At 64.4% G+C, this 12013-nt stretch carries 14 protein-coding genes and 1 riboswitch; of the genes, 9 read left to right on the top strand and 5 right to left on the bottom strand.

Annotated features, from left to right (window positions below):
* The first annotated feature begins 93 nt into the window (after positions 1-93).
* Positions 94-408 carry a PilZ domain-containing protein gene (locus QQZ18_RS03300; protein ID WP_284537869.1) on the top strand — a complete coding sequence of 105 codons (315 nt, stop codon included), beginning with the start codon at positions 94-96 and terminating at the stop codon, positions 406-408.
* Between the two features lie 68 nt (positions 409-476).
* Here the strand turns inward: QQZ18_RS03300 and QQZ18_RS03295 are convergent, their stop codons facing one another.
* From QQZ18_RS03295 to folE, 4 genes are all read right to left on the bottom strand, one after another.
* Positions 477-980, bottom strand: a complete 504-nt coding sequence (locus QQZ18_RS03295) for a DUF6803 family protein (protein ID WP_284537868.1) — start codon at positions 978-980, stop codon at positions 477-479.
* Between the two features lie 84 nt (positions 981-1064).
* Complete coding sequence (locus tag QQZ18_RS03290) at positions 1065-1499, bottom strand: hypothetical protein (protein WP_284537867.1); 435 nt, start codon at positions 1497-1499, stop codon at positions 1065-1067.
* Between the two features lie 58 nt (positions 1500-1557).
* On the bottom strand, positions 1558-2031 hold the full coding sequence (gene hisI / locus QQZ18_RS03285) for a phosphoribosyl-AMP cyclohydrolase (RefSeq protein WP_284537866.1): 474 nt from the start codon (positions 2029-2031) through the stop codon (positions 1558-1560).
* A 4-nt stretch (positions 2032-2035) separates the two neighbouring features.
* Positions 2036-2650: a GTP cyclohydrolase I FolE gene (gene folE / locus QQZ18_RS03280; protein ID WP_284537865.1), complete on the bottom strand. Its 615-nt coding sequence runs from the start codon at positions 2648-2650 to the stop codon at positions 2036-2038.
* A gap of 173 nt (positions 2651-2823) precedes the next feature.
* Between folE and QQZ18_RS03275 the strand changes: the two genes are divergently transcribed.
* Both QQZ18_RS03275 and yidD read left to right on the top strand, forming a co-directional pair.
* On the top strand, positions 2824-3264 hold the full coding sequence (locus QQZ18_RS03275) for an iron-sulfur cluster assembly scaffold protein (RefSeq protein WP_284538822.1): 441 nt from the start codon (positions 2824-2826) through the stop codon (positions 3262-3264).
* A 10-nt stretch (positions 3265-3274) separates the two neighbouring features.
* A complete protein-coding gene (gene yidD, locus QQZ18_RS03270; RefSeq protein WP_284537864.1) occupies positions 3275-3652 on the top strand; it encodes a membrane protein insertion efficiency factor YidD in 378 nt (125 codons plus the stop codon).
* Here yidD and QQZ18_RS03265 read toward each other — a convergent pair.
* A complete protein-coding gene (locus tag QQZ18_RS03265) occupies positions 3644-5041 on the bottom strand; it encodes a DHA2 family efflux MFS transporter permease subunit (protein WP_284537863.1) in 1398 nt (465 codons plus the stop codon). The two genes, yidD and QQZ18_RS03265, sit on opposite strands and share 9 nt — an antisense overlap.
* Positions 5042-5212: 171 nt before the next feature.
* A riboswitch (FMN riboswitch) is annotated at positions 5213-5363 on the top strand.
* Positions 5364-5468: 105 nt separating this feature from the next.
* Between QQZ18_RS03265 and QQZ18_RS03260 the strand changes: the two genes are divergently transcribed.
* From QQZ18_RS03260 to oppB, 6 genes are all read left to right on the top strand, one after another.
* Positions 5469-6401, top strand: a complete 933-nt coding sequence (locus QQZ18_RS03260) for a DMT family transporter (RefSeq protein ID WP_284537861.1) — start codon at positions 5469-5471, stop codon at positions 6399-6401.
* A 203-nt stretch (positions 6402-6604) separates the two neighbouring features.
* The gene (locus QQZ18_RS03255) at positions 6605-7306 is read left to right on the top strand and encodes a phosphatidylserine decarboxylase (RefSeq protein ID WP_284537859.1); all 702 of its coding nucleotides are present in this window, start codon (positions 6605-6607) and stop codon (positions 7304-7306) included.
* An 11-nt stretch (positions 7307-7317) separates the two neighbouring features.
* Positions 7318-8172: a CDP-diacylglycerol--serine O-phosphatidyltransferase gene (pssA, locus tag QQZ18_RS03250; protein ID WP_284537857.1), complete on the top strand. Its 855-nt coding sequence runs from the start codon at positions 7318-7320 to the stop codon at positions 8170-8172.
* Positions 8173-8245: 73 nt separating this feature from the next.
* A complete protein-coding gene (gene puuE, locus QQZ18_RS03245; RefSeq protein ID WP_284537855.1) occupies positions 8246-9163 on the top strand; it encodes an allantoinase PuuE in 918 nt (305 codons plus the stop codon).
* Positions 9164-9313: 150 nt separating this feature from the next.
* The gene (locus QQZ18_RS03240; RefSeq protein ID WP_284537852.1) at positions 9314-10915 is read left to right on the top strand and encodes a peptide ABC transporter substrate-binding protein; all 1602 of its coding nucleotides are present in this window, start codon (positions 9314-9316) and stop codon (positions 10913-10915) included.
* 174 nt (positions 10916-11089) lie between these two features.
* Positions 11090-12013: an oligopeptide ABC transporter permease OppB gene (oppB, locus tag QQZ18_RS03235; protein WP_284537850.1), complete on the top strand. Its 924-nt coding sequence runs from the start codon at positions 11090-11092 to the stop codon at positions 12011-12013.

Here is a 12013-nt window from a genome sequence, read left to right as displayed (position 1 = left end):
AACCTGTCATTAAGGGGAAAGGCACTATTTAAAATTGTTGCTTTATGCGGGTATGCGGACGTGCACAGAAGCCAGAAGTTGTCGAAGCGGGACATGGCGGAACTCATCGCCCGTCTACGCAACCCCAACGTCAGGGTCGGCGAACAGCGGCGGGCCGAGCGACTAAACTGTCATTGGCCGGCTCTCGTTCACTCCGACCCGCGCGATGTTGCCTGCGTCGTCGAGAATATCAGCCATAGCGGCTGCCGCGTTCGCACCGTCGGGATGCTGTTTGAGCCGGGGGCTTCGGTGATCGTGCGCATTCCCTCGCAGAAGATGGTGCTGGATGGCGTGGTCGCCTGGGCACGCGCCGAGGAAGCCGGCATCCGGTTCAGCTTTGGCGAGGAAAGCCACAATCTGACTGTCTGAGACGTCACCTCAAACGCGGGTGCGGGAGCCGGCGGCGGGCGTGATCGCCCGCCACCGACGACCGACCGTCAGTGAACCATGCCGGGCATTGCCGCCATCGGATCGGTACCGGTCAGAATGGTCGGGTCGAGCATGCCGAAGATCATGGCTACATGGGCGACGATCAGGAACAGTGCCACGAAGCCGGCGTGCAGGCCGAGCCGTGCCTCCGGGCTGCGATCCTTCCAAAGAAGGCCGAGGTCGATCAGCGCGATGCCGCCGAGCGGGATGACGCCGGTGAGATAGAAGCCCACGGCGATGATGTCGGCCGGGCCGCGCCAGGCGCCTCCCGATGTCAGCGGCACCACCGCGGTGAAGACCAGATAGAGGAAGACGCCGAGGAAATAGATGCCGGCGATCGAGCCGGCGATCCGGCTCAGCTGCCGCACGGCGCCGTCAAGGCGGCGCGTATAGAGCAGATAGAGTTCGGCGATGGCGATGGTCTCGGCGAGAATCACCGGTACGGCCATGAAGATGATGAGGTTCCAGGGCTGGTTGGTGGCCAGAAGTTCCATGTAGTGGGTCATGGGCATGATCGTCTGTCTCCGTGCGGCAGGCGCGGCGCATCGGCCGGCGGCTGCGGCGAAGTTCAAGAAAAGAGATTGAGGCGCGGACGATCAGGCGCGGGGCGGTGGCGTTGGCGGCGGAGCCGAGGTTGCCGACAGGCGACGCACATCAGCGGGCATGCCGGCCGACGTTTCGGCCGCAACGGGTGGCGCAGCGACGGCGAGGCCGAACAGGCCGGCGCAGGCCGCGGGGCAGGTGCAGCCGGACAGTTTGCCGTGACTGTGACGAGCTTCGCCGGTTTCCGAACAGGCGGACGGCTTGCGGAGCGGCGGTCGGCCCAAGACAAGCTGGGGTGTGTCCGTCGTCGCGAGCGTAACGGTGGGGTGACCCGCCGCCGCCTCGACGGGCGCCATCATGTGGCGCTGCCCCATGCCGTGCTCATGCGCGACCGCCGCCGACATCAAGGCCAGCGTAAGCAGCGCGAAGAGGGCGAGGAGCCGGCGGATCATGCCATCATAATGCTTGAGCGATGAGAGCAAGATCATTGATGGCGGCCGAGCTCGGCGTCAACCACGGGAAAACGCGGCCGGCAGGTGACGCTGGTCAGTGCTTGTGACCGTAGACCTCAGCCGGGTCGAAGCGGCGCTCGCCGCCCACCTGTTCAAGCCGCACCGGTCCGTCCGCCGCCTTCTGGCCGAGCGGCGCGCGCCGGTAGAAGCAGGACACCTGACCTGTGTGACAGGTGGCGCCGGCGCCGTCCACACGCACGCGCAGGACCAGCGCGTCCTGGTCGCAGTCCGTCAAAAGCTCCACCACCCTTTGTACGTTTCCGGATGTGGCGCCCTTGTGCCAGAGCTCGCCGCGCGATCGGCTCCAGTACCAGCCCTCGCCGGTTTCGATGGTCAGGGCGAGGCTTTCGGCGTTCATGTAGGCAACCATCAGCACCTGGCCGCTGTCGGCGTCGACGGTGACGCAGGCGATGGTGCCGTCCGCGCCGAAGCGCGGGGTCAGCACGTCGCCGGCCTCAAGCGACGCCTTGGCGCCGGGGGAGGGGAACAGTCTCGTCTCGGAGGTCATATCGTCACTTGCCTTCGGCGCGCACCATCATCATGAAGCGGGCCTGTTCGGTGGGATCGGTCTTGAAGCAGCCGGTGAAACGGGCGGTTACCGTCGAGGCGCCGGGCTTCTGCACGCCACGCATGGTCATGCAGAGATGTTCGGCCTCGATCAGCACGGCCGCGCCGCGCGGCTTGAGGACTTTTTCGATAGCGTTGCTAACCTGGGCGGTCATCGTTTCCTGCGTCTGCAGGCGGCGGGCATACATCTCGACGATACGGGCGAGCTTGGACAGGCCGACGACGCCGGTGGTGGGATAGTAGGCGATGTGCGCCTTGCCGATGAACGGCACCATGTGGTGCTCGCAATGCGAATAGAAGGGAATGTCGCGCACGAGGATCAGCTCCTCGTAGCCGGCAACCTCGGTGAAGATGCGATCCAGCACTTCCTCGTCGGTCTGGCCGTAGCCGGAAAACAGTTCGCCATAGGCCTTCACGACGCGCTTCGGCGTATCGCGCAGCCCTTCACGCTCGGGGTCCTCGCCCGCGAAGGCTATCAGCGTCCGCACGGCGGCCTCGGCTTCCTCGCGACTGGGACGGCGGATCTTGCGAGCGCCTGCGGTGAAGATGGCATCGTCCATGCTTGATCCTTCCTGAGGTCCGCCGCCCGTGGCGGCGCCCTCGACAGTCCGATATGCCAACCGCGCTTGGCGGCGGGGCCGTCTCAGGCCTATATACGCGCCACGGACTGGAGTTCAAAGTGGCAGGCGTTCCAAGCGACAATAAGCCCGCCCGGCCGGCCGAAGGTGTCAGCATGCTCGACGAGATCTACAATGCGCGCATTCTCGATCTGGCCGGCAATATCGGCCGTGTCGGTCGGCTCGCCGCGCCGGAGGCCACCGCGACGCGCCATTCCCGCTTGTGCGGATCGAAGATCACGGTCGACATCCGCATGGATGGCGACGTTGTCGCCGACTATGCCCACGAGGTGAAGGCCTGCGCGCTCGGTCAGGCGGCGGCGGCGGTGATGGCGAAAAATGTCGTCGGCGCAACGACGGCCGAGCTCAGACAGGCGCGCGACGAGATGTTCGCCATGCTGAAGGACGGCGCTCTACCGCCGGCCGGCCGTTTTGCCGAGTTGAGCGCTTTGGAGCCCGTTCGCGATTTCAAGGCGCGGCATGCCTCGACCATGTTGGTGTTCGAGGCCGTGGTCGCCTGCCTCGACGATATCGCCGCGACGCGCGCCGCCGGTTGAGGGGCTGACCATGTGCGGATGCGGAAAGCGGCATGCGGACGAAGCGCGCGGCACTGATCCCGGTTTGGCTCCTCGCAGGGTGACGCCGGGCCGGCTTGTCGGCCGCGCGCTGATCCGCGTCTACCAGGTGGCTCTGTCACCGTTCATGGGGCAGCAGTGCCGCCACCTTCCCTCCTGCTCAAGCTACACCGACGAGGCCATTGGCCGCTTCGGCCTGTGGGCGGGCGGCTGGATGGGGCTCGCCCGCATCCTCCGCTGCAACCCATGGGGCTCGTCGGGATTCGATCCGGTGCCGGAGACCATCGATCCGCGCTATCGATGGTGGCGTCCCTGGGTGGGAGCTCGTTGGACGGGTGCCCATATCGATCCGACGACTCGGCTAAACTGACGGCTCCCCGGCGGCTTCGGCGCGATGGCCAGAGACTTCCGAGCCGGCGTTCGGCGACATGCGGGCATAGATGGGGATGCAGAGAAGGCCGATGACCGCCAGCGCGAGGAAGGCCGGTATGAAGTCGCCGGGCAGGACGGCCATGTCGCCGCGCATCGACCGGGTGATTTCGAGAGCGGCGGCGCCGACCGCGACGCCGAGCGCCGCCGAGATCTGCTGACCGACCGATGAAATCGACGTGGCGTGGCTCATCCGCCGGTTGTCGATCTCGGCGAAGGCCAGGCCGTTGAGCGCGGTGAACTGCAGGGAGCGGAAGAAGCCGCCGATCAGCAACACCGCGAAGATGGCGGCATGCGAAGTCTCCTTGGTGAAGGAGAGGATGGCGAGCAGGAAGGCGGTGGTGAACAGCGTGTTGACCATCAGCACCATTCGGAAGCCCCAGGCGCGCACGATGCGTGGCGCCGTGAACTTCATCAGCACGGCGCCAGCGGCGGTGGCGAAGGTGAGCATGCCGCTTTCGAAGGGCGACATGCCGAAGCCGAGCTGCAGGAGCAGGGGCAGCAGGAAGGGAATGGCGCCGACGCCGATGCGGAACAGCAGGCCGCCGAGCACCGACACGCGGAACGTGGGCAGCCGGAAGAGGGAGAGATCCATCAGGGGCTCGGGCGTGCGCAGAGCGTGGCGGGCGTAGGCATAGAGCGAGGCGGCGCCGACGATGATGAGGACGATGTCGATCCATGACGGCAGCACGCCGATGCCGCTCGCGGCAATGCCGAACACGAAGCCGGCAAGGCCGATGCCGGACAGCACGAAGCCGCGCGTGTCGAGCGGAGGCAGGTTCTCTTCCTTGTAGTTCTTGATGAAGATGCTGACCAGGATGAGGCCGACGACGCTGATCGGCACGTTGATCCAGAAGATCCAGCGCCATTCGAAATAGGTGGTGATGAAGCCGCCGAGCGGCGGTCCGAGCACCGGTCCGATCATCGCGGGAACCGTCAGCCAGCTCATGGCGCGCAGATAGTCCGATTTTTTCACCGAGCGCAGCATCACCAGCCGGCCGACGGGGACCATCATGGCACCGCCAGCGCCCTGCACGACGCGGGCGGCGACGAACCCCTCGAGCGACGAGGACAGGCCGCAGAAGACCGACCCCGTCACGAACACCAGGATGGCCAGGCGAAAGATCGTGCGGGCGCCGAAGCGGTCGGCCATCCAGCCCGAGATCGGCAGGAAGACGGCGACGGATATGAGATAGCTGGTGAAGGCCAGCTTCAGGGAGATCGGGTCGACTCCCAGATCGATGGCGATCTGCGGCAGCGAGGTGGAAACCACCGAGCTGTCCAGGTTTTCCATGAAGAGCGCGCAGGCGACGATGAGTGGAATAAGCATGGTTTTCTCGTATGTGCCCGGTTTATGGCCGATACGGGACCACGGGTCGAGGGGGCGGCGTTCACATGTCGGCGAACATGACTGTCATGCACGTGGAAACGATGTGTCGCCTTTGATTTCGGGGGCTTCCTGCATTAATATCCATCCTGTCGGCGCGGTTCCCCGCGTCGGCACCATTCTCGGGGCGGGGCGAAATTCCCCACCGGCGGTAATGGCGGTGCAAGCCGTCTAGCCCGCGAGCGCTCCAGCCTCACGGCGGGAGGTCAGCAGATCCGGTGTGATTCCGGAGCCGACGGTACAGTCCGGATGAAAGAGAAGGGTGTGCTGAAAATCCCGCTCGCGGCCGGCTTCCGCCGATCGCGACCGATTGTCTCCATGTCCCGATCGCCCTGATTCCGCGTCGTTCCTTTTCGCAAGGACCCGTACCTTGAATCAGAGCCCGAACAAGACCGGTTCGTTTCCCGTGCTGGGAGCGACCTACATGGTATCGGCCGGCGTCATCTTCGCCGCCATCAATGTGCTCACCCAGTGGGTGACCGGCACCTATCACTTCTCATCGCAGGCACTCGCCTTCTGGCAGTACGGCTTGTCGCTGATCTTCTTCGTGCCCACGCTGCTGAAGCTGGGCGCCGGAGCCTTCCGTACCGCCCATCCCGTCGCCCACATCGTCCGCGTCGTCTTTGCGACCCTCGGCGTGCAGTTCTTCGTCGGCGCACTGGCCGCCGGCGTGCCGATCGCCCAGGTGGTGGCCATCGACATGACCTCGCCGTTCATCGTCATCGTGGCCGCCCGGCTCATTCTCGGCGAGCGCATCGGTCCGCATCGGGCGCTTGCCACCATCGTCGGCTTTGTCGGCGGCATGCTGATCCTGGCGCCCTGGTCGGACAACTTCTCGGTCTACAGCCTGTTGCCGCTCGGTGCGGCGGCGATGTGGGCGGGGTCGTCTGTCATGACCAAGCAACTCGCCGCGGTCGAGCGGCCGGCATCGGTCACGGTCTACCTTCTGGCCCTGCTCACGCCGATCAACGCCGCCTTCCTGCTCACCTCGTCCGGTTTCGATGTCGGAGCCGCCTTCGCGCTGCCGGGAGGCACGGTGCTCTGGGTGATCTTGGCGCTCGCCGCGCTGACGGCCGCGGCGCAGTATCTCCTGACGCTCGCCTATGCGCGCGCCGACGCCTCCTACCTCCAGACCTTCGACAACGTGCGCCTGCCGCTCAACACGCTGGCCGGTTGGCTGGTGTTCGCCTATGCGCCCGATGGCTACCTCTGGATCGGGGCGCTGATGATCATTGGAGCGTCGCTTTACCTCCTGCGCACGGAGGGCGGAAAGCCGATCGGCACCGATCCGCTGCCCGCCTGATCCGGCGCTGATCGACGGAAAGCGTCCGTCTTCCAATTCTGTCCATATGGCCGACGGAGCGGCGGTTCCGTCGGCCATCTTTTTATTGAAAGCGGTGTGAACAACCGGCGTGCAGTGGCAACCGGCTTTGCATGTGTCGCCCTTTCGTGCGAAAAGTCCGTTTCTCTCAGCGGGTTTCCCCGCAATTCTACGGGCTGAATATCATGTCGGTGCTCAAGTCGATCCAGAACGCCGTGCCGCCGATCCACCCGGAAGGGCACAAGTTCATCCTGGTTTTCCTGGCGGGCACCGTGCTGCTCGGCTGGCTGTTCGAGCCGCTGTTCTGGATCGGGCTCGCGCTCACCATCTGGTGCGCGCTGTTCTTCCGCGATCCCGTGCGGGTGACGCCTGTTTCGAATTCGCTGGTCATCTCGCCGGCCGATGGGCGCATTTCCGCCGTGGGGCTTGCCGTGCCGCCGCGCGAGCTTGGCCTCGGTCCCGAGCCGCTGTTGCGCATCTGCGTGTTCATGAACGTGTTCGACGTGCACGTGAACCGCGCACCGGTTACGGGGCGTGTGGTGCGGATCGCCTACAAGGCGGGCAAGTTCCTCAATGCCGAGCTCGACAAGGCCAGCGAGGACAACGAGCGCAACGGGCTGGTCATCGAGCGGCCGGATGGACGCGTTGTCGGCGTGGTGCAGATCGCCGGCCTCATCGCCCGCCGCATCCTGTCCTTCACCCGCGAGGGTGAAAGCCTGACCGTCGGCGACCGTTTCGGCCTCATCCGCTTCGGCTCGCGTGTCGATGTCTACCTGCCGGCGACGGCCACGGCGCTGGTGTCCGAGGGGGCGAGGGCGATCGCCGGCGAGACGGTACTCGCCGACATCGACGGCGCGACCAAGACGCCGTTCGTGCGCGTGTCCTGAGGCGGACGAAGATGCCCGGACTTTTCCCGCCATTCGATCCTGAGCCGGAAGCCGTCGAGCGGCCGAGGCGGCTGCGTCGCATCCCGATCCGCAGCGTGATCCCCAACCTCGTGACGCTGCTGTCGCTGTGTGCCGGCCTGACCTCGATCCGCATGAGCTTCGAAGGCCGTTTCGAGATGGCCGTCTATGCCATCCTGATCGCCGCCGTGCTGGACGGTCTGGACGGCCGGCTCGCCCGCTACCTGCACGTCACCTCGAAGTTCGGGGCGGAGCTCGATTCCCTCAGCGACTTCCTGAGCTTCGGCGTGGCGCCGCCCCTGTTGCTCTTCGTCTGGAACTTCCACGACATCAACTCCTTCGGTTGGGTGGCCGTGGTGCTGTTCGCCATCGCCGGCGCCCTGCGTCTTGCCCGCTTCAACACCATGCTGGGCGAGGACAAGCCAACCTGGCAGGCCAACTTCTTCACCGGCGTGCCCATTCCGGCTGGCGCGCTCGCGGTTCTCCTGCCGGTTTACGTCGACCGCGTCGGTATCGACGTGCCTCAGGCGGCGGCACCGGCGGTGGTTGCCTACGTGGTGCTGATCGCAGCCCTGATGGTCAGCCGCGTGCCGACCTTCTCGGGCAAGAAATACGGTGGAATCCAGCGGGAGTGGGTCGTGCCGATCCTGATCGGCGTGGTCATCCTGGCCATGCTGCTGGTCAGCTATCCGTTCCACGTGCTGAGCATCCTGACCATTCTCTATCTCGCCTACATCCCATTCGGCTGGCGCGCCTGGAATCGGCTGGCGCGCACTCACGGCACCAAGGAAGACGAGCTGACGCTGGACGTCGGCGGTCCCTTTCCCGACGACGAGACCACGCCCTGAACCGGTCTTGCCGCCGATCCGCTTTTCCGGCGCCTGCCGCCGGCCGGCCGGCAACCAGACGAGGTGATGCGACATGATCGACAAGACCTATCCCCGCGACATGGTCGGTTACGGCCGCACCCCTCCCGACGCGGCCTGGCCCGACGGCGCCCGCATCGCCGTGCAGTTCGTCGTCAACTACGAGGAAGGCGGCGAGAACTGCATTCTTCACGGCGACGCGGCTTCCGAGGCGTTCCTGTCGGAGATCGTCGGCGCCCAGCCCTGGCCCGGCCAGCGGCATGCCAACATGGAGTCGATCTACGAGTATGGCTCGCGCGCCGGCTTCTGGCGGCTGCATCGCCTGTTCACCTCGCGCGCCGTGCCCGTGACGGTCTATGGCGTCGCCACGGCGCTGGCCCGCGTTCCGGAGGTGGTGGCCGCCATGAAGGAGGCCGACTGGGAGATCGCCAGCCACGGCCTCAAGTGGATCGACTACAAGGACTATACCAAGGAAGCCGAGCGCGAGCACATGCTCGAGGCGATCCGGATCCACGAGGAGGTCACGGGATCGCGCCCTCTCGGCTGGTACACCGGCCGTGCCTCGATCCACTCGACCGAGCTCGCCATGGAAGAGGGGGGCTTCCTCTACTCATCGGACTCCTATGCCGACGATCTGCCCTACTGGATCGAAGGGCCGAACGGACCGCACCTCATCATTCCGTATACGCTCGATACCAACGATATGCGGTTTGCGACAAATCAAGGCTTCAACTCGGGCGATCAGTTTTACACCTACCTCAAGGACGCGTTCGACGTGCTCTACGAGGAGGGGCAGAACGGCAGCCCGAAAATGCTGAACGTCGGCCTGCACTGCCGCCTCGTCGGCCGGCCGGCCCGTATGGCCGCGCTTCAGCGCTTTCTGGACTACGTGCTGTCGCATGATAAGGTCTGGGTTCCACGCCGGATCGACATCGCATGGCACTGGATCGCCCAGCATCGGCCCGGCGGCTGAAGGCTGGCTGAGGACAAGGAAACGACCGGCGTTGCCGGGCAACAAAGGCGCCTTTGGATCACTGGCAAGCAAACCAACGAAAACAAAGCCCTTTCGGCGACCGGCGGTCAAGCGTGCGGTGGCCGCAACTATAGGCAGGAGGCTCGAGAGATGAACACCCCCCGTGTATTTCGCGCATTGTCGGCGACGTTGATCGCCGGTTCGATGCTCGCCGTGCTGGCGACGCCGTCGCTCGCCGAAGTGGTCATTCGCCGCGGCAACGGCGGCGAGCCGCAGACGCTCGATCAGGCGCATATTTCGATCGACGTCGAAGGCTTCATTGTCCGCGACATGTTCGAGGGGCTCACCATTTATGATCCGCATGGCAAGGTGATCCCGGGCGTTGCCGAGAGCTGGACGCTGTCGGACGACGGAACGGTCTATACGTTCAAGCTGCGCGCCGACGCCAACTGGTCGGACGGAAAGCCGGTTACCGCCAATGATTTCGTGTTCGCCTACCGCCGGATGGAGGATCCGAAGGAAGCGGCCGAATACGCCAACATTCTCTATCCGATCAAGAACGCCGAAGCGGTCAACGGCGGCAAGGCCGCAATCGACACGCTGGGCGTGAAGGCTATCGACGACAAGACGCTGGAAATCACCCTCGAGCGTCCGACCCCTTATTTCATCGAGCTGCTGGCTCACTATGCCGCGCTGCCGGTCCCGAGCTGGGCCATCGAGAAGTTCGGCGGCGAGTGGATCAAGCCGGGCAATATCGTCTGTAACGGCGCCTTCTGCCTGACCGAGAACGTCCCGAACGATCACATTACCACGGTCAAGAATGCCCAGTATTGGGATGCGACCAACGTCAAGATCGACAAGGTCATCTACAACCCGTCGGAAGATCAGGCGACGACCGAGCGCATGTTCGAAGCCGGCGAGCTGGATGTTGTCTATAATTTCCAGGCCGACCAGAAGAAGTTCCTCGAAGGCAAGCTCGGCAAGGATCAGGTTCTGGCTGCGCCGGACCTTTCTTCCTACTATTACGTGCTCGATACGCGTAAGCCGCCGTTCGACGACGTGCGCGTCCGTCAGGCCTTCTCGATGGCTGTCGATCGCGACTTCCTGTCGGAGAAGATCTTCTCCGGCACTCAGATGCCGGCCTATTCCTTCGTGCCGGACGGCATCGTCGGCTACACGCCGGCCAAGCCCGAGTGGTCCGAACTCGATCAGCTCGACCGCGAAGACAAGGCCAAGGAACTCTTGAAGGAAGCCGGCTACGGCGATGGCGGCAAGCCGCTCAAGGTCGATATCCGGTTCAATACCAACGAGAATCACAAGAAGGTGGCTACCGCCGTTGCCGATATGTGGAAGTCGCTGGGCGCCGAGGTGACCATCCAGAACCTCGATGTGAAGTCGCACTATGCTTATCTTCAGGAAGGTGGCTCGTTCGACGCGGCGCGTTGCGGCTGGCAGGCCGACTACGCCGATCCTGAGAACTTCCTCAACCTGATGATCAGCACCAACAAGACCTTCAACTACGGCCATTACACGAACGCCAAGTTCGATGACCTGATGAAGGGCTCTTACTCGGAGCGCGATCCCGCCAAGCGCCTGCAGATGCTGCATGATGCCGAGCAGATCGCCATGGATGAGCAGGGCGTCGTACCGCTGATGGTGCATGCCTCCACCTGGCTCGTGTCCAACAAGGTCCAGGGCTTCGCCATGAACGGCGTCAACGAGCACCTGACCAAGTTCCTGTCGCTCAAGTGAGATGATGCGAGGCGTTCGCCCTTTTCCCATTCGGGAAAAGGGCGGCGTTCCTAAGGGCGGCGCATTCCCGTAAAGGGGAGGCGGCGCCCGTCGGCTTGTTCGGAAGTTTGTCTTCGGGCGCCAGGCCGGCGTGTCTTTCTCGCCTTCCGTGACCAATCCAACGGGGACGGGTCCATGTTACGTTTTGTCCTGCGACGGCTGATGTCGGCAATTCCGACCATCTTCATCGTCGTCACCTTGTCGTTTTTCCTGATGCGCGTTGCACCGGGTGGCCCGTTCAATCTCGAACGGCCGCTGGAGCCGCAGACGCTTGAGAATTTGAAGCGCGCCTTTCTGCTGGACCGGCCTCTGGTGGTTCAGTACGGCCACTATCTGTGGAACCTTCTCCATGGCGATCTTGGTCCGAGCTTCATCTATCGCGACTTCACGGTTGCCCAGTTGATCGCCAACAGCCTGCCATACTCGCTGACGCTTGGCGCCTGGGCGCTGCTCGTCGCCGTGCTGGGCGGCATCACCATCGGTTCCTATGCTGCGCTTCGGCAGAATTCCGTCGTCGACTATGCCGTGATGACAGTCGCAAGCTTTGGCATCACAGTGCCGAACTTCGTGCTGGCGCCGATCCTGTCCTTCGTGTTTGCCGTGGTGCTGCGCTGGCTGCCGGCTGGCGGTTGGGGCGACGGCGGCGTGGCCAATCTCCTGCTGCCTGTGATCTCACTGGCGCTGCCGCAGCTTGCCGTCTTTGCGCGTATCACGCGCGGTTCGATGATCGAGACGTTGCGCGCCGATCATATCCGCACCGCCCGCGCCTATGGCCTGCCGACTCGGGTGGTGGTGATCGTCCACGCCATGCGTGCAGCCCTCGTTCCCGCCGTCAGTTATCTCGGGCCTGTTGCCGCCGCCGTTTTGACCGGTTCGGTGGTGGTCGAGACCGTTTTTGGCTTGCCTGGCGTCGGCCGCTATTTCGTCCTCGGCGCTCTCAACCGCGACTACACGCTGGTGATGGGCACCGTGGTGCTGATCTCGGTGTTCATCGTGGTGTTCAATCTTCTCGTCGACATTCTCTATGCCGTTCTCGATCCGAGGGTCCGTTATGAGTGA

It is taken from the genome of Pleomorphomonas sp. T1.2MG-36, from assembly GCF_950100655.1.
Classification (GTDB): Bacteria; Pseudomonadota; Alphaproteobacteria; order Rhizobiales; family Pleomorphomonadaceae; genus Pleomorphomonas.
The sequence above is the reverse complement of the archived record's forward strand: the minus strand, read 5'-3'. Positions and strand labels throughout refer to the sequence as shown.